A 17,803-nucleotide genomic window follows, 5' to 3' on the forward strand; every position below is an offset into this window, starting at 1 on the left:
GAGACGAATGGCCTGAATCACACGCCGTCGTGCCTAAAATGGCGCACAGCGCGGGAAATGGCGCTCGTTGTCTCATCTTTGTCGACCGGAAGAACAGCACAGCCGTGAGTGAATCCGTTGTCCAGCAGCCCCAGAAGACCCCGCCGATCGCGCCGTATCTAGCCGCCCACCGGGACCGCCTGATCGCCTTCCGTCGCGACGTGCACGCGCACCCGGAGCTGTCCTTCCAGGAGGAGCGCACCACGGGGCGCATCGTGGAGGCGCTCACCGAGGCTGGGCTGCAGCCGGTGAGGCTGCGCGGCACCGGCGCCTACGTGGAGATTGGCGAGGGCGAGCTGGTCATGGGACTGCGCGCGGACATTGACGCGCTGCCGCTCGCGGAGCGCACTGGCTTGGATTTTGCCTCACTCAACGCGGGCGTCTGCCACGCCTGCGGTCACGACATCCACACCACGGTCATGCTGGGCGTGGCGCTGGTGTTGAAGGACCTGCACGACGCCGGACGGTTGCGTGGGCGCGCCCGCGTCATCTTCCAGCCGGCGGAGGAACGCATGCCTGGCGGCGCCAAGGCGGTCATTGAGCAGGGCGTGCTAGACGGCGTGCCGAGCGTGCTTGCGCTGCACTGCGAGCCACGCATCGACGTGGGGCACATCGGCACCCGCATTGGCGCCATCACCTCTGCCTCAGACACGGTGCGCATCAAGTTGGTTGGCCGTGGCGGGCACACCTCGCGCCCGCACCTCACCGAGGACCTGGTCTTTGCGCTGAGCCAGATCGCGATCGGTGTGCCCGCGGTGCTCTCGCGGCGCATCGACGTGCGCTCCGCCGTGTCAGTGGTGTGGGGCCAGATCAACGCGGGCAACGCCCCCAACGCCATTCCATCCGTGGGCACCCTCTCCGGAACCATGCGCTGCCTGGACGGGCAGGCGTGGGAGGGTGCAGGGGAATTGCTGGACGAGGTGGTGGCGCAGGTGGCCGCGCCGTACAACGTTGAGGTGGAGCTGGAGCACATCCGCGGCGTGCCTCCCGTGGTGAACGCGCCGGCAGAGACGGCGCTGATTGAGGACGCCGCGCGGCAGGAGATTGGCGCGGACGCCATCGAGCTCACACCCCAGTCCATGGGCGGCGAGGACTTTGCGTGGATGACCCAGATGCGCCCCGGTGCCATGTTCCGACTGGGTACGCGCACCCCGGGCGGCGAGATTTATGATCTGCATCAGGGAAATTACCGGCCGGACGAGCGCGCCATCGACACCGGAGTGCGGGTGATGGCGGCGGCTGTGTTGCGCGCCATGGACCAGCGTGGCTGACCTCACAGCGGGCCTGCGGACGGCGTCAGCATTGAAAGGTGTGCAGACTCACTCTGCCCCCGGGGTATTCTGATCGTTGCACGCGCGATGGGGCCCGGAAGGTCACTTGTGCACCATGAGGTGTTCGCGCGGTCATCACCCCCGCAGGAGGACCTCTTGAAGACCATGAAGAACAGCCGTCGCGTCATGGCGGCCGCCGCAGTCCTGGGCGCCGGCGCGCTTGCCCTCGCCTCGTGTGGCGCAGCACCGGAAGAATCCGGCAAGTCCGGCGACGCAGCCGCCAAGGATTTCCTGGGCTGCATCGTTTCCGACTCGGGCGGCTTTGATGACCAGTCCTTTAACCAGTCCTCTTACGAGGGCCTGAAGAAGGCCGAGCATGACTTCGGCATCAAGGTGAAGCAGGCCGAGTCCAAGGCCAACTCAGACTTCTCCACCAACCTCAACGGCATGGTCAGCGCCAAGTGCGACCTGACCTTCTCCGTGGGCTTCCTGCTGGCAGACGCCACCAAGGCCGCCGCCACTGCGAACCCGGACGTGAACTTCGCGATTGTGGATGATTCCTCCATCACGCTGCCCAACGTCAAGTCCTTGACCTATGACACGTCGCAGGCGGCCTACCTGGCCGGCTACGTGGCAGCGGCCCAGTCCAAGACCGGCACCGTCGCCACCTTTGGCGGCATGAAGATCCCCACCGTGACCATCTTCATGGAGGGCTTTGCCGAGGGCGTGGCCAAGTACAACACGGACAAGGGCAAGACCGTCAAGCTGCTGGGCTGGGATTCCGCCAAGCAGGACGGCACCTTCACCGGTGACTTCGAGAAGCAGGATAAGGGCAAGACCGTGACCCAGAACTTCCTGGATCAGGGTGCCGACGTTGTCATGCCCGTCGCCGGCCCGGTGGGCAAGGGCGCGGCCGCCGCGGTCAAGGAGACCAAGGCCGGGGGCAAGGACGTTGCCCTGGTGTGGGTTGACTCCGACGGCTACGAGTCCGCCTCGCAGTACAAGGACCTGATGCTGACCTCCGTGGTCAAGGCCATGGGTACGTCCGTTGAGGACGTCACCAAGGAGGCCAAGGACGGCAAGTTTGATGGCAAGGCCTACGTGGGCACGCTCGCCAACGGCGGCGTCTCCATTGCCCCCTTCCACGACTTTGACTCCAAGGTCTCCGCAGAGACCAAGTCTGAGGTGGATGCGCTGAAGCAGCAGATCATCGACGGCAAGATCAAGGTCGAAGCAAAGAAGTAATCCTTCGCGAGGCGGGCCGCTCATTCCCCTGTGGTGTGAGCGGCCCGCCCCGTTCCGGCGGCGCTCACGCGGCGCACAACCCTCCGACACGGGAGCGACGTGAAGCTCGAACTCGATCACATCTCCAAGGCCTTTGGCGACTTCTACGCCAACCAGGACATCTCCATCACCGTGGAACCCGGCCAGATCCATTCGCTCCTTGGCGAAAACGGCGCGGGCAAGTCCACGCTCATGAATGTGCTCTACGGCCTGTACCAGCCCACCTCAGGTCGCATCCTGGTGGATGGCACCCCCCAGACTTTTACCGGCCCCGGTGATGCCATGGCCGCCGGAATCGGCATGGTGCACCAGCACTTCATGCTGGTGCCGGTCTTTACCGTCGCTGAGAATGTGGCACTGGGCGCCGAGACCACCCGCGGTGGCGTGCTGGATCTGAAGGAGACCCGCCGCAAGATCCGCGAGATCTCTTCCCGCTACGGCTTTGACGTGGACCCGGACGCAATCGTGGAGGATCTGCCGGTCGGCGTGCAGCAGCGCGTGGAGATCATCAAGGCCCTGGTGCGCAACGCCAAGGTGCTGATCCTGGACGAGCCCACAGCGGTGCTCACCCCGCAGGAAACGGATGAGCTGCTAGAGATCATGCGCCAGCTGGCCGCCAGCGGCACCTCAGTGGTCTTCATCTCTCACAAGCTGCGCGAGGTCAAGGCGGTCGCGGACGTGATCACCGTGATTCGCCGCGGCCGTGTGGTCGGTGAGGCGGATCCCAAGGCGGACCCCACCGAGTTGGCCGCCCTGATGGTGGGCCGCGAGGTGCACCTCAACGTCAACAAGACCCCGGCGGAGCCGGGCGAGACGGTGCTCAAGGTCCAGGACCTGGCCGTCACTGCCGCCAACGGGCAGCGCCTGGTGGACGGCATCTCCCTGGAGATTTCCGGGGGAGAGATCCTGGCGATCGCCGGTGTGCAGGGCAACGGTCAGACGGAGCTTTCCGAGGCCATCATGGGCCTGACGGAGGGCCGCGTCACGGGTTCCATCACGTTGGACGGCAAGGAATTGGTGGGGATGGGTACCCACCAGGTGTTGCGCGCCGGCGTGGGCTTTGTGCCAGAGGATCGCAACGTTGACGGCCTGGTCGGCGCGTTCTCGGTGCAAGAGAACCTGGTGCTTGACCTCTTCGATACTGAGCAGTTCTCCAAGGCAGGTTCGTTGAACCTGAAGGCGATGGGCGCCAACTCCGCCCACCGCATCGACGAGTTTGATATCCGCACGCCCAACGCCCAGGCCGCGGCGTCCACGCTGTCCGGTGGCAATCAGCAGAAGGTGGTCATGGCGCGCGAGCTCTCGCGCCCCTTGCGCCTCTTTGTTGCCTCCCAGCCCACCCGCGGCGTGGACGTGGGTTCCATCGAGTTCCTGCACGGGCGCATTGTTGAGGAGCGGGATCGCGGCACCGCCGTCATGATCGTCTCCACCGAGTTGGATGAGGTCATCCAGCTCGCCGACCGCATCGCCGTCCTGTATCAGGGCCGCGTGGTGGGCATTGTTCCCGCAGACACATCTCGGGATGTGCTTGGCCTGATGATGGCAGGCATGACCCAGTCAGAGGCCGCGGTTGCGGCAGATGCGCATGGCCCCACTGAAACCACGGCCATCGTAGAAGAAGGAGGCGTCCTGTGAGCGCGCAGGATCAGATGATTCACCGCGAGAAGTCGCTGCTGCAGCGCATCGCCGGCGGTAGCTGGCTGGTGTCGGTGCTGGCGATTCTGGTCTCGTTGATTGTGGGCGGCATTCTTATCGCCGTCACCAACGAGGACTTCCAGGAGGCGGCCACCTACTTCTTTGCCCGCCCCGGCACCGCGCTGGGCGCCGGTTGGACGGCGGCGACGGAGGCGTACCTTGCGCTCTTCCAGGGCGCCATTGTCTCCCCGGACTCGGGCTTCTTGCCGCTGACGGAGACGCTGACCAACGCGACGCCGCTCATCATGGCCGGCCTGGGTGTTGCCCTGGCTTTCCGTGCGGGCATGTTCAACATTGGTGCGCAGGGCCAGATCACGGTCGGCGCCATCTTCGGTGCCTATGCCGGCTTCGCGTGGCACCTGCCCCTTGGCCTGCACCTGCTTGTCGTCATCCTCATGTCCGTGCTCGGTGGCGCACTGTGGGGCGGAATCGTGGGTTGGCTCAAGGCCACCACGGGCGCCCACGAGGTGATCCTGACGATCATGCTCAACTACGTGGCCATCAAGTTGCTTGACTGGATCCTGAACACCCCGGCGTTCCTGCGCCCCGGCGAGACCAACCCCATCTCCCCGATCGTGGACAAGTCCGCGGACTACCCGGTCATCATCCCCGGGACGCGCCTGCACCTTGGTTTCATCGTCGCCATCTTGTTGGTGCTGCTGGTCTGGTGGATCCTGAACCGTTCCACGCTTGGCTTTACCCTGCGCGCGGTGGGAGAGAACCCGGCCGCGGCCGCTACGGCGGGCATGAGCGTCAAGCGCGCCACGTTCTTGGCCATGGCGATTGCCGGTGGCCTGGGCGGCTTTGCTGCGAGCGCGCAAATCTCCGGAACCGAGCACGTGCTGGCCAACGGCGCGGCGGGTTCCATTGGCTTTGACGCCATTACGGTGGCGCTGCTTGGCCGTTCCACCCCGTGGGGCACCTTCTTTGCCGGCCTGCTCTTTGGCGCCTTCCGCGCCGGGGCAACCAACATGCAGATCAGCACCGGCACGCCCATCGACATCGTGCTCGTGGTCCAGTCCCTCATCGTGCTCTTCATCGCGGCCCCGCCGCTGGTGCGCACCATGTTTGGTCTGAACCGCCTGGCCAAGGGTCCCAAGCCCAAGGCCCCCAAGCCCACCACCCACGTCGCTGAGGTGCCTGCGGCACCCGCAACGGTGGGCGCCCACGCAGCCAAGGGCGCCGGTACTGTGCCCGACGCCGCTGACGCACCGACCGCCGTCGACTCGCCTTCCGCGGTGGACGCCGGACCAAGCACCGCCAAGCATGCTGCCGATCCGGAACCGCCCACCCCACCGGGTGAAGCGGGCCCGACGGCGCCCGAGACCACCGAAGGAGGGTCCAAGTGAGCACCGCAGCCCTCAAGCCGGCACCTAGCGCCGCAGATGTGACGCGCCGCCCGTCCTGGAAGATCCCCCTTGTCCTGACCGCGCTGGCGATTGTCGCCTTCGTGTTCTTTGGCGCCCTCGGCAGCCACGACACCGCAACCTTTGGCCTGGCCAGCGGCGGCGACTTTGTGCAGTTGCCCGCCCTGGTGGTCTCTGGCATGGTGGCCGGGCTCGTGACCGGCTTCTTGCTGCTGGCGATCGCGGGCTGGTCGCTTGCCCTGGCCCGCACCGGGTCCACGCTGCCCACCTGGGCCATTGTGCTCTTTGGTGTGCTGTTCGTCTTTGGCTTCCTGGCCTGGGCGGTCTCCGGTGGAAGCACCCCGAACATCTCCCTCACGGGACTGCTCAAGGGCTCCCTGATCCTGTCCATTCCGCTGATCTTCGGCACGCTCTCCGGCGTGCTCGGTGAGCGCTCCGGCGTGGTCAACATCGCGATTGAGGGGCAGCTGCTTGGCGGCGCCTTCTCCGCCGCGCTGATTGGCACCATGACCGGCAACGCCTACCTTGGCCTGATCGCCGCGGCCGTGGCCGGCGCGCTGGTCTCCATGATTCTGGCTGTGTTTGCCATCAAGTACCTGGTGAACCAGATCATTGTCGGTGTGGTGCTCAACGTGCTGGTCTCCGGCCTCACTGGCTTCCTCTTTGGGCAGGTCATGGTCGCGGACCCGGAGGCCTTCAATCAGCCCCCGCGCCTGGAGACGCTGCCCATCCCGCTGCTGGAGTCCATCCCGGTCATCGGACCCATCTTCTTCCAGCAGTCCATCATCGGCTATCTGCTCTACGTGGTGGTCTTCGCCGTGTGGTTCGCGCTGAAGAACACCCGCTGGGGCCTGCGCACTCGCGCGGTGGGAGAGCACCCCAAGGCCGCGGACACCCTCGGCGTGAAGGTCAACGCCCTGCGTTTCTGGAACGTCACGCTTGGCGGCGCCATCGCCGGCATCGGCGGCGCGTTCTTCACGCTCGTGTCGGTGGAAATGTTCACCAAGGATATGTCCGGCGGGCGTGGCTTCATTGCCCTCGCGGCACTGATCCTTGGACGGTGGAACCCCATCGGAGCCGCCCTGGCCGCCTTGCTGTTCGGCTTCGCGGACAACCTGGCCTCGGTCCTCTCCATCGTCGGCACCCCCGTGCCGAGCCAGTTCCTGGAGATGCTGCCGTACATCGTCACCATCCTCGCCGTGGCCGGGCTTGTCGGGAGATCCCGCGGGCCAGCTGCCAGCGGTGAACCCTACGTCAAGGAGTAGCACTATGAGCGGGACGATCAACTGGGAGGCACTCCTCGCGGCAGCGACGGAAGCCACCACCCACGCCTACGTCCCTTACTCGCACTACCGCGTCGGCGCGGCCGCCCTCACCGAGGACGGCCGCGTCGTCGTCGGTTGCAACGTGGAGAACGCCGGTTACGGCGTCACGTTGTGTGCGGAGTGCGGGTTGGTGGGCCAGCTGGCCATGACCGGGGGCGGCAAGCTACGCGCCTTCACGTGCGTGAATGCGGACGGCCAGGTCATCATGCCCTGCGGGCGCTGCCGGCAGTTGCTCAGCGAGCATGCCGGCCCGGATTTTGAGGCACTGGGCGTGCACGGCGTGGTGAGCATGGAACAACTGCTGCCGGACGCGTTTGGCCCGGCGGACATCGCCTAGCCAACCGGATATCGCAGAGCCCGGCGGGCATCGACTCACCAGCCGCAGTGCCCGCCACACTTTTTGAACCCCCCAAGGGGAGCCACCAGCTCCCGCCCGGGCCGCGGCCCGGGGAAACGGTCCAACACCAGGAGGACACCATGGCCACGGAGGCCTTTGACGCCGTCGAGATCATCACCACCAAGCGCGATTCGGGGGTGTTCAGCGACGCACAGATTGATTGGGTCGTGGATGCCTACACGCGCGGGGTGGTGGCGGAGGAGCAGATGAGTGCCCTCGCCATGGCGATCTTCCTCAACGGCATGAGCCGTCAGGAAATCTCGCGCTGGGTGCACGCCATGATCGGCACGGGGGAGACCCTCTCCTATGCTGGCCTCGCGACGCCGCAGGGCGTGGCACTGCCCACGGCGGATAAGCACTCCACCGGCGGCGTGGGAGACAAGATCACCCTGCCGCTTGGCCCGTTGGTGGCCTCCTTTGGGGTGGCCGTGCCGCAGCTCTCCGGCCGCGGCCTTGGCCACACCGGTGGCACGCTGGACAAGCTGGAGGCCATCCCGGGCTGGCGAGCGGAGCTCAGCGACGCAGAGATGTGGAAGCAGCTCTCTGAGGTGGGCGCCATTGTGGCTGCGGCCGGCGCCAACCTGGTGCCCGCGGACAAGAAGCTTTACGCGCTGCGCGACGTCACGGCCACCGTGGACTGCGTGCCGTTGATCGCCAGTTCCATCATGTCCAAGAAGATTGCCGAGGGCACCGGTGCCTTGGTGTTGGACGTCAAGGTGGGTTCCGGTGCGTTCATGAAGACGGAGGAGAAGGCCCGCGAGCTGGCGCGCACCATGGTGGACCTGGGCCGCGATGCCGGGGTCAACACTGTGGCGCTGCTGACGGACATGTCCACGCCGCTTGGCCTGACGGTGGGCAACGCCGTAGAGGTGGAGGAGTCGCTGGAGGTCCTGGCCGGAGGCGGCCCCGCGGACGTGGTGGAGCTGACCGTGGCCCTGGCCACGGAGATGCTCGCAGGCGCGGGTATCACCGGCGTGGATGTGGCGGCCAATCTCAGCAACGGCAAGGCCATGGACGTGTGGCGCCGCATGATCCAGGCCCAGGGCGGAGACGCGGACGCTGCGCTGCCGCAGGCCAAGCATGAGGAGAGCGTGCTGGCAGAGGCCGACGGCGTGATGGTCGCCTTGGACGCCCTCGGCGTCGGCACCGCCTCCTGGCGCCTGGGCGCCGGGCGCGCCCGCAAGGAGGACCCGGTGCAGGCGGCCGCGGGCATTCGCCTGCACGCCAAGCCCGGCGATGTGGTGCGCCGCGGGCAGCCGATCATGACCCTGATGACGGACACCCCGGAGCGCTTTGAGCGCGCCCGCGCCTCTCTGGAGGGCGCCGTGCGGATTGGGCCGGAGGGCTCGCGTCCCGATTCGCGCGGGATTGTGCTTGATCGCCTCTCCTGACGTGGCCCGGTCGCTCTGACAGAAGCGGCTGCGCCGGCCTGCTGGAGTCGGCTCAGCAGGCTTGATGGAGTCGGCTTCGCGGGCACGGCCCGGGTCCCACCACGGTGGGACCCGGAGCAGCCCACATCCCAGCCAGAGTCGTCCCGTCGGTGGATGGAATGCCCAGCCGTGTCCAGCACAATGGGGGAGTAGCCCTGGCCTTGGAAGGACCACCACCGCATGTCATTGCACCAAATTAACCAGATCATCAATGACTGGGTCCTGGGCGCGTCCACGGCGTGGTGGGTTCTTCCCATTATTTTCCTGTTCTGCGTGATCGACGGCTTTTTCCCCGTGCTGCCAAGTGAATCCCTGATCGTCGCGCTGGCCGCGGTGTGGGTGGGCTGGGACGCCTGGCATGTGGTGGCGTTGGCCTTGGTCGGAGCGGCGGGAGCCCTGATCGGCGACCAGATTGCGTACCGGATTGGGCGCAGCGTGGGCACCTCTCGCTTCAAATGGATGTACCGGCCACGGATCCGCAAGGTCTTTGACATGGCGGAGCACCAGCTGGAACAACGCGGAGCCGTGCTGATCTTCACCGCCCGCTACATCCCGGTGGGCCGCGTCGCCGTGAACTTCACCGCCGGCGCCACGCGCTACTCCCAGCGCAGCTTCACCTTCTTCGACACCCTGGGCTGCATCCTCTGGGGCTTCTACTCCGTGGCGATTGGTGCGCTGGCCGGGCGCTGGATGGAGCACAACAAGCTGCTCGCCATCGTGATCTCCGTGGCCATTGCCATTGTGCTCGGCTGGGTGTTGGACCAGCTCATCCACCGTCTGCTGTTGCGTTTCCGCCCGCATTCCTCGGTGCTGGACACCCAGGCGCAGGCGCTGGTGCAGTCGCAGGCTCAGAAGGAGCACCACAAGGGCGCATCGCCCGACGCCGAGGGGTCGCGTCAGCGGCCCGGTGCGGACCCAGCGCTGTAGCGCTGACAACGCCGGCTCTTCCCCCTGGCATCCTCGTCAGGAACCCGTAGGCTGGTCTTGTGAGCGAGAACAGCGCCGCCGAGCGCACCCTGGACATCCGCGACCTTCCCAAGGTTTCACTCCACGACCACCTAGACGGCGGGCTACGGCCGGCCACCATCATCGATCTGGCGGCAGAGGTGGGGCACACCCTTCCCGCCTCCACCCCAGAGGCATTGGGCCAGTGGTTCCTGGACAGTGCTGACTCCGGTTCGCTTGAGCGCTACCTGGAGACCTTTGTCCACACCGTCGCCGTCATGCAGACGGCCCCCCACCTCACCCGCGTGGCCCGCGAGTTTGTGGAGGATCTGGTGGCGGATGGCGTGGTGTACGCCGAGGTCCGTTGGGCTCCGGAGCAGCACGTGAGTGCCGGCCTGAGCATGGACCAGGCCGTGGAAGCGGTCCAGGCCGGGATCGACGAAGCGGTGCAGGACGCGGCGGAAGACGACGTGGATATCGAGGTGGGTCAGATCCTCTCCGCCCTGCGCCACGAACGCCAATCCTTTGAGGTGGCCCAGCTGGCGCTGCGGCATAGGGATTCCGGTGTGGTCGGCTTTGACATTGCTGGGCCGGAGGACGGATTCCCTGCCTCTGATCACCAGAACGCCTTTGACCTGCTGGCCACCAACCTCTTCCCGGTCACGGTGCATGCGGGTGAGGCCGCCGGGCTGAACTCCATCCGTTCGGCGCTCGTGGACGCCCGCGCCCTGCGCCTGGGGCACGGGGTTCGCCTGGCACAGGACCTGGAGATCGAGACGCTGGAGGCGGACGATGACGAGGACCTGGACGAGCTGACCATCTTCACCGCCGGTCCCGTGGCCTCCTGGGTCCGGGATCGCGGCATTGCCTTGGAGATCTGCCCGTCCTCCAACCTGCAGACCGGCGCCACCGCCGCCTGGGGTGAGGACCTGGAGGATCACCCCATCGACGTGCTCTTCCGCACGGGATTTAACGTCACCATCTCTCCGGATAATCGCCTCATGTCCGGTACCACGCTCTCCGATGAGCTGGCGCTGCTTGTCGCGGCCTTTGACTACGACGCGGAGGATCTGCTGGAGCTGACCCTGAACGCCGTAGAGGCCTCCTTCCTTGGCCTGGATGAGCGCCGCGACCTGGCGGAGCTCATCTCTGACGCCTACGAGGACCTGATTCAAGACGTGGACGACGAGGACAGCGACCAGGATTGAGCCGCGCTGAATCGATGAGCAGAACCCCCGCCCAGATCCAGGCAGATGCCCAGGCCCTTGAACGGGTGGTGGCCATCACGGATGCCCTGCGCCAGCACTGTGGGTGGACGGCACGCCTTACCCCGCAGTCCCTGACGCCGTACCTGGTAGAGGAGGCCGCGGAGGTCGCTGAGACGGTGGGGCAGGGTCGTCTTGGTGCGCCGCTAGCCTCCGAGCTGGGCGACGTGCTCTTCCAGATTCTGCTGCACTCGCGCCTGGCCCAAGAGCGCGGGGACTTTGACTTGGCGGACGTCGCGGACGCGCTGAGTCAGAAGCTGTTGCGCCGCAACACCCACGTTTTTGCGCAGGACGGCAGCGTATTGGAGCACCCGGACTCGGATCCAGAGGCGGCGATCACGGCGTGGCAGCAGGCCAAAGCCAAGGAACGCGCGGACCGCGGCGAGCTCCCCGTGGAGGCAGACCCCCTGCGGGGCCTGCCCGCCTCGCTACCCGCGCTGGTCCTGGCGCACAAGGCACTGGATCGCAGCGCCGCGCCAACCCCCGGCGACCGGCCAGGTGACCGGCCCGGCCGCGGCGACCACAGCGTCGTCGAGCAGGGGGAATCCGAGGAACGACTAGGAGAGGAACTCCTGGCCCTGGTGGCCAGGGCCCGCGCCGCTGGCGTGGACTCGGAGCGCGCGTTGCGCTCCGCGCTGATCCGATCCCTGTCATAACGGCCGCGGCGTGTGCCGCGCATGGGTACTCTGGGGAAGTGTGACGCGACGACGAGGCCGCGCTCCGCTCCCCGGTCGCTAGACACCAATGAAGGAGACACGTTCATGGCACTTATCGATGCCGTTCACGCCCGCGAAATCCTTGACTCCCGCGGAAACCCGACCGTCGAGGTCGAGGTCCTGCTCACGGACGGTTCCTTGGGCCGCGCCGCGGTTCCCTCCGGAGCCTCCACCGGCGAGTGGGAGGCAGTTGAGCTGCGCGATGGCGACGTGGATCGCTACCAGGGCAAGGGTGTGCAGAAGGCTGTCGACAATGTGATCGACACCATCGGCCCCGCTGTGGTTGGCCTAGATGCCACGGATCAGCGCTTTGTTGACCAGACCATGCTTGACCTGGATGGCACGGTGAACAAGGGCAGCCTTGGCGCCAACGCCATCCTTGGCGTCTCCCTGGCCGTGGCGCACGCCGCCGCCGAGTCCGCTTCCCTTCCGCTGTACAAGTACCTGGGCGGCCCCAACGCCCACGTGCTGCCCGTGCCGCTCATGAACATTCTGAACGGTGGATCCCACGCAGACTCAGACGTGGACATCCAGGAGTTCATGGTGGCCCCGATTGGTGCCGCCACCTTCTCCGAGGCCCTGCAGTGGGGCACCGAGGTGTACCACCAGCTCAAGGCCGTGCTCAAGGAGCAGGGTCTGTCCACGGGCCTGGGCGACGAGGGTGGCTTTGCCCCCAACCTGCCCTCCAACCGTGCCGCGCTTGACCTGATTGTTGAGGCCATCGACAAGGCTGGCTACGTGCCCGGCGAGGACGTGGCGTTGGCGCTGGATGTTGCCTCCTCCGAGTTCTTCAAGGACGGCGCCTACCAGTTTGAGGGCCAGTCCCGCACTGCCGCGGAGATGACCGCCTACTACGCAGAGCTGGTTGCCGCCTACCCGCTGGTCTCCATCGAGGATCCCCTGGATGAGAACGACTGGGAGGGATGGGCCACCATCACCGCCGAGCTGGGCAACAAGGTCCAGATCGTGGGAGATGACCTCTTCGTCACGAACCCGGAGCGCCTCACCCGCGGCATCCAGGAGCGTGCGGCCAACTCGCTGCTGGTCAAGGTCAACCAGATTGGCTCGCTGAGCGAGACGCTGGATGCCATCTCCCTGGCCCAGCGCGCCGGTTTCACCACCATCTCCTCGCACCGCTCCGGCGAGACCGAGGACACCACCATTGCCGACCTGGCCGTGGCTGTGAACTCCGGTCAGATCAAGACCGGTGCGCCGGCCCGCTCCGAGCGCGTGGCCAAGTACAACCAGCTGCTGCGCATCGAGGAGGAGCTGGGCGACGCCGCGGAGTACGCGGGCCGCACCGCGTTCCCCCGCTTCGGAGCCTGATCCTTTCGGGTTCAGTCCGGCGGCGGCGGGGCGGTCCTCCCAGGACTTCCCAGGCTGATTAGTTAACATCGAGGGAGTCACCCCAGCGGGGTGGCTCCCTCGGTGTTTTTCCCCGAGGCCAAGGCGATGCGAGTCAAAGCGTTGGCGGCCAGTTGGCCGCCCAGGAGGGGTGAGACGGTGGCGAATCGACCCCCACGCGTGCCGCACACCGGCAAGGCCCAGGACGCGGCGGCGCGCAATGCCGCCCGCGAGCGTGCAGCGCAGGCACAGGCTGAGCGGCTGGCAGCGGAGCAAGCAGGCGCGGAACAGATCGGTATGGGCCAGGCCGGTTCGGAACCGGACCTGCCCGACGCCGCGGCGCGGGTTTTCCCCGACGGCGCCGGCCCGGCGGTACCCACCTCGGAGCGCCTGGCCCGGGGGCGCGAGGAAGCGGAGGACGCGGACACCACCGGCCAGCGCGCCGCCGAGGCCGCGCGCCGCGCCCGTGCCGCGGCCACGCGCACCGCCCGCAAGGGGGCACAGTCCTTTGGGCAGGGTGTTCAGCGCGCCCGCAAGGCCGTCGCGGAGGAGATCGAGGCGGACCTCGCCGGTGAGAACCTGCCCGGAGGGGCGCGCCGCCGCAAGAACCAGGACCCCGCGAAGCAGCAGCGTCGCCTGATTGAACGCGTGGCGCTGGAAGGCGCCATCCGCGAGGCAGGGGAGGCGCCGCGCGTCGTCGAACGGGTGCCAGCGCCTCGCGCCACCGCGCCCACCCCGGCGCGCTCGCTCAGCACGCGCGTCATCGCGCTCACCGTGATCCTCATCGTGTCCGGATTCATGCTCTTCCCGGCCGTGACCACCTATGTGCGCCAGCAGACCGAGCTGCGCGCCGCTCAGGCTGACATCGCGGAGCAGCAGGCCGCCCAGGACCGGCTGCAGGATGAGCTCAAGCGCTGGGAGGACCCGGAGTATGTGCAGCAGCAGGCTCGCGACCGGATTGGCCAGGCGCTGCCCGGAGAGAAGCAGTACGTGGTGAAGGGGGAACCGCCGCGCTCTGATGAGGAGCAGGCGGCCGCCGTGAAACCGGGGGAGTACAGGCAGGGGCTACCCTGGGGCGACGGGCTGTGGGACTCCGTGGTGCGTTCCTCCACGCCGTAGTTGCGCTTGCTTGTGTAGTGATTTTTGTCTGACTCAACCCCCTTCAGGAGTTCATCGTGTCCACCGGACCCCAGGCCGCAGCTCAAGCGGCCCCAGAGGCACTGACGCAGGAGCAACGCACGCCGAGCCAGGAGGACCTGGACACGGTCTCGCGCCAGTTGGGGCGCCCCGCAAGGGACATCGTGGAGATCGGTGCGCGCTGCGTGTGCGGCAACCCGCTGGTGGCCACCACCGCGCCTCGGCTCTCCTCCGGAATCCCCTTCCCCACCACGTACTACCTGACGCACCCGGTCATCACCTCCGCCGTCTCCCGACTGGAGGCCGCCGGGGAGATGGTCACCATGAATGAGCGCCTGGAGACAGACCAGGAGCTGCAGGCCGCGCAGTTGGCGGCGCACCAGCAATACATCGCCGTACGGGACGCGATTGGCCTGCGCTCCGGCGTGGGCGCCGTCCCGGAGATTGAGGGTGTCTCCGCCGGCGCCATGCCAGCGCGGGTCAAGTGCCTGCACGTGATGGTGGGGCACTCCCTCGCTGCCGGCCCCGGAGTGAATGCCCTTGGCGATGAGACCCTCGGCAAGATCAGCCAATGGTGGACCGCGAAGGTGTGCGCCTGCGCGGGCGCGTGGGATACCGAGAGCCCTGTGCCGGAGCAGGATCGCTCCCGGCACGTGCGCACCCAGGCCGGAGACCCGGAGGCTAAGCGCCGCGAGCGCGCCGCCAAGCGGGCGGCCAAGGAAGCGCAACAGCAGCAGTAGAAGCCGTCCTTCGGACTCACGGAAGTAGGAACCGATGCGCGTTGCAGCGATCGATTGTGGCACCAACTCATTGCGCCTGCTGGTAGCAGAGGCCTCTCAGGACAGCCCGCCCCAGTTGGGCCACCAGGAGCGCAGCATGGCGATAGTGCGCCTGGGGCAGGGCGTGGACACCACGGGCCGCTTTGCCGAGGAGGCGCTGGAGCGCACCTTCCTTGCGGTGGACGACGTGGCGGAGCGGCTGCGCAAGAGCCGCCCGGACGCCGTGCGCTTTGTGGCCACCAGCGCCACCCGTGACGCGGCTAATCGTGACGTGTTCCTGGATGGAGTGGAGTCCCGTTTGGGCGTGCGGCCCATCGTGGTTCCGGGCGCGGAGGAGGCCCGGCTCTCCTTCCTTGGCGCCGTGAGTGCTGTGGATGCAGGCACGCAGGAGCGGCTCCTGGTCGTGGACCTTGGCGGCGGAAGCACCGAGTGCGTTTTGGGTGACGTTTCCGGCGTGATCTCCGCCTTGAGCGTGGACATGGGCGCCGTGCGCTTCACCGAGCGCTTCCTGCATTCGGACCCGCCCACGGAGGCGGAGATCGCTGCCGCTGAGGAGGCGGCAGAGGCGCTGCTGGATGAGGTGGCCGCTGCGGTTGACCTGACCAGCGTGGAGCGCGTGATCGGCGTCGCAGGCACCATCACCACAGTGACCGCTCACGCGCTTGATCTGCGCGAGTACGAGCCGGCCCGCATCAACGGGGCCACGCTGCCGTTGCCCATCGTGGAGGCGGCATGCGCGGAGATCATCGCCCTGCCCAAGCACCGCCTGGCGGAGCTGGCCTACATCCACCCCGGCCGCGTGGACGTGATCCAGGCCGGGGCCATCATCTGGCGCACGCTGCTGCGCCGCATCGAATCCGCGACCGGAGGGGGCGTGCGCTCTGCCGTCACGAGTGAACACGACATCCTGGACGGGATTGCGCTTGACCTCGCCGCGGACCTGGCAACGCACCAGGATCAGGACCTCGCTGCGGATTCCGCGGGGGATTTTGCCTGAGCCCCCACGCCGGAACTGAGCGGGGAAAGGGGTGGTGAGCCCGCGGCGTCGGGCACTGTGATTTAGATCGTGGGAACTTTCACAAACTGCCCCGGACCGCCTAGGATAGAGGCATGGCTACCACCCCAAAGCTCTCGCAGCGCCCGCGCATCCTGATCGTCGGCGGCGGCTACCTCGGTTTCTACGTCGCTAAGGCCCTCCAGAAGAAGGTCAAGGTTCATGGCGGCATTGTGACCCTCGTGGACCCGCTGCCGTACATGACGTACCAGCCCTTCCTTCCTGAGGTCATGGCCGGCTCCATTGAGCCCCGCCACATCACCGTGCCGCACGCCCGCAACCTCCGCCAGACGGAGCTGCTGCGCGGCAAGGTCACCAAGATTGACCACGCGACCAAGGTCGCCACCGTGCAGGGTTCCGATGGCGAGAGCTTTGAGGTTCCCTACCAGGACGTCATCATGGCCGCCGGTGCCATCACCAAGACCTTCCCGATCCCGGGCCTGGCAGAGGTCGGCATCGGCGTCAAGCGCGTCGAGGAGGCCGTGTACCTGCGAGATCAGGTGCAGGAGCGCATCCAGTTCGCAGATAACACCCCGGACCTCGAGGCCCGCAAGCGCGCCCTGCGTTTCATCGTGGTTGGCGGCGGCTTCAACGGCGTCGAGACCATCTCCGAGCTGCAGTCCGCGGCCCGCCTGGCCGCCGAGCGCAGCCAGAACATCACCCCGGCTGACCTGGACTTCCAGCTCATCGAGGCCATGCCCAAGATCATGCCCGAGATCAAGGCAGACACCGCCGTGTGGGTCGTGGAGCACCTGCGCAGCCGCGGCATTCAGGTCCGCCTGAACACCTCGCTTGGCGATGCCACCAACCACCACCTGAAGCTGACCTCCATGGCCGGGGACAACAAGGGTGAGGTCATCGACGAGTTCGATGCTGACACGCTCATCTGGTCCGCCGGCGTCATGGCCAACCCAGTGGTGCGCAACACCGACTTCAACATTGAGCCCCGCGGCCGCCTGGTCGTGGACGCCAAGCTGCGCGCAGTGGACGCAGACGGCAAGGTCATCGAGGGTGCCTGGTCCGCCGGCGACGTCGCTGCCGTGCCGGACCTGACCGGCCACGGCCTGCCAGATAACACGTGCGTGCCCAACGCTCAGCACGCCGTCCGCCAGTCCAAGGTGCTTGCCGCCAACCTCTACGCCACCCGCTACGGCGTGGGCCAGGCCAAGGACTACAAGCACGAGTCGCTCGGCGCTGTGGCCGGTCTTGGCTACGGCATGGGCGTCGCCAAGATCATCAAGTTCCCGGTCAAGGGCTTCCCGGCCTGGGTTGCCCACCGCGGCTACCACGGCCTGGCCATGCCGACCTGGGAGCGCAAGATTCGTGTGTTCGGCGGCTGGTTCAACCAGATCGTTGCCGGGCGCGACGTCTGGGACATCCGCAACCTGGAGGACCCCCGCGCCGACTTCGTCGAGGCAGCAACGCCGCCGGCCAAGAAGGCCGAGGCCAAGTGATCTGAGGCCTCACCTGGTGTGAGGCCCGGGTTCTACGCCGAGGGTCGGTGTTCCGTTCGCGGGACGCCGGCCCTTTGGCGTTGGTGGGTGCGCCGCAAACTACCTAGCCCCCGCCGTGCCCGGTCGATGGCGACCGGATGCAGACCGGTAGAATGAACGGGTCGCATCCAGCGGATGGCGACGGGCCCCCATAGCCCAATTGGCAGAGGCAGTGGACTTAAAATCCGCACAGTGTCGGTTCGAACCCGACTGGGGGTACCAGGAAGTCGGTTCGAACCCGACTGGGGGTACCTCGAATGCC

The 17,803-nt window shown here is 67.0% G+C and carries 15 protein-coding genes and 1 tRNA gene; all 16 read left to right on the forward strand.

The genetic code is table 11. From position 1 onward, the window contains the following. The first annotated feature begins 38 nt into the window (after positions 1 to 38). The 16 genes from DWQ67_RS05540 to DWQ67_RS05615 all read left to right on the forward strand — a co-directional run bounded on the left by DWQ67_RS05540 (position 39) and on the right by DWQ67_RS05615 (position 17,763). Positions 39 to 1,310 (forward strand): amidohydrolase, encoded by a 1,272-nt coding sequence (locus DWQ67_RS05540; RefSeq protein WP_121484614.1) that lies wholly within the window; start codon positions 39 to 41, stop codon positions 1,308 to 1,310. A gap of 165 nt (positions 1,311 to 1,475) precedes the next feature. Beyond that, on the forward strand, positions 1,476 to 2,555 hold the full coding sequence (locus tag DWQ67_RS05545) for a BMP family lipoprotein (RefSeq protein ID WP_121484898.1): 1,080 nt from the start codon (positions 1,476 to 1,478) through the stop codon (positions 2,553 to 2,555). Between the two features lie 99 nt (positions 2,556 to 2,654). Next, entirely contained in the window at positions 2,655 to 4,229 is a 1,575-nt protein-coding gene (locus tag DWQ67_RS05550; RefSeq protein ID WP_121484615.1) for an ABC transporter ATP-binding protein, read from the forward strand. A gap of 14 nt (positions 4,230 to 4,243) precedes the next feature. Continuing rightward, the gene (locus tag DWQ67_RS05555) at positions 4,244 to 5,638 is read left to right on the forward strand and encodes an ABC transporter permease (RefSeq protein ID WP_121484899.1); all 1,395 of its coding nucleotides are present in this window, start codon (positions 4,244 to 4,246) and stop codon (positions 5,636 to 5,638) included. Further along, entirely contained in the window at positions 5,635 to 6,921 is a 1,287-nt protein-coding gene (locus DWQ67_RS05560) for an ABC transporter permease (protein ID WP_121484616.1), read from the forward strand. The genes DWQ67_RS05555 and DWQ67_RS05560 overlap by 4 nt, the downstream gene beginning before the upstream one ends. 4 nt (positions 6,922 to 6,925) lie before the next feature. Beyond that, on the forward strand, positions 6,926 to 7,318 hold the full coding sequence (locus DWQ67_RS05565) for a cytidine deaminase (protein WP_121484617.1): 393 nt from the start codon (positions 6,926 to 6,928) through the stop codon (positions 7,316 to 7,318). Between the two features lie 140 nt (positions 7,319 to 7,458). Beyond that, entirely contained in the window at positions 7,459 to 8,769 is a 1,311-nt protein-coding gene (locus DWQ67_RS05570) for a thymidine phosphorylase (RefSeq protein WP_121484618.1), read from the forward strand. 219 nt (positions 8,770 to 8,988) lie between these two features. Then, on the forward strand, positions 8,989 to 9,735 hold the full coding sequence (locus DWQ67_RS05575) for a DedA family protein (RefSeq protein WP_121484619.1): 747 nt from the start codon (positions 8,989 to 8,991) through the stop codon (positions 9,733 to 9,735). Between the two features lie 59 nt (positions 9,736 to 9,794). Then, positions 9,795 to 10,961, forward strand: a complete 1,167-nt coding sequence (locus DWQ67_RS05580) for an adenosine deaminase (protein ID WP_121484620.1) — start codon at positions 9,795 to 9,797, stop codon at positions 10,959 to 10,961. A 14-nt stretch (positions 10,962 to 10,975) separates the two neighbouring features. Further along, positions 10,976 to 11,674: a MazG nucleotide pyrophosphohydrolase domain-containing protein gene (locus tag DWQ67_RS05585; protein ID WP_121484621.1), complete on the forward strand. Its 699-nt coding sequence runs from the start codon at positions 10,976 to 10,978 to the stop codon at positions 11,672 to 11,674. A gap of 105 nt (positions 11,675 to 11,779) precedes the next feature. Next, on the forward strand, positions 11,780 to 13,060 hold the full coding sequence (gene eno, locus DWQ67_RS05590) for a phosphopyruvate hydratase (RefSeq protein WP_121484622.1): 1,281 nt from the start codon (positions 11,780 to 11,782) through the stop codon (positions 13,058 to 13,060). A 177-nt stretch (positions 13,061 to 13,237) separates the two neighbouring features. Further along, positions 13,238 to 14,197 (forward strand): FtsB family cell division protein, encoded by a 960-nt coding sequence (locus tag DWQ67_RS05595; protein WP_158595380.1) that lies wholly within the window; start codon positions 13,238 to 13,240, stop codon positions 14,195 to 14,197. A gap of 56 nt (positions 14,198 to 14,253) precedes the next feature. After that, the gene (locus DWQ67_RS05600) at positions 14,254 to 14,955 is read left to right on the forward strand and encodes a DUF501 domain-containing protein (protein ID WP_407645794.1); all 702 of its coding nucleotides are present in this window, start codon (positions 14,254 to 14,256) and stop codon (positions 14,953 to 14,955) included. Between the two features lie 34 nt (positions 14,956 to 14,989). Then, positions 14,990 to 15,991, forward strand: a complete 1,002-nt coding sequence (locus DWQ67_RS05605) for a Ppx/GppA phosphatase family protein (protein ID WP_121484624.1) — start codon at positions 14,990 to 14,992, stop codon at positions 15,989 to 15,991. 113 nt (positions 15,992 to 16,104) lie between these two features. Beyond that, the gene (locus tag DWQ67_RS05610; RefSeq protein WP_121484625.1) at positions 16,105 to 17,502 is read left to right on the forward strand and encodes an NAD(P)/FAD-dependent oxidoreductase; all 1,398 of its coding nucleotides are present in this window, start codon (positions 16,105 to 16,107) and stop codon (positions 17,500 to 17,502) included. Positions 17,503 to 17,686: 184 nt separating this feature from the next. After that, positions 17,687 to 17,763 (forward strand) — tRNA-Leu (locus DWQ67_RS05615). Positions 17,764 to 17,803 lie beyond the last annotated feature (40 nt).

Source organism: Galactobacter caseinivorans (assembly GCF_003640665.1).
GTDB lineage: Bacteria > Actinomycetota > Actinomycetes > Actinomycetales > Micrococcaceae > Galactobacter > Galactobacter caseinivorans.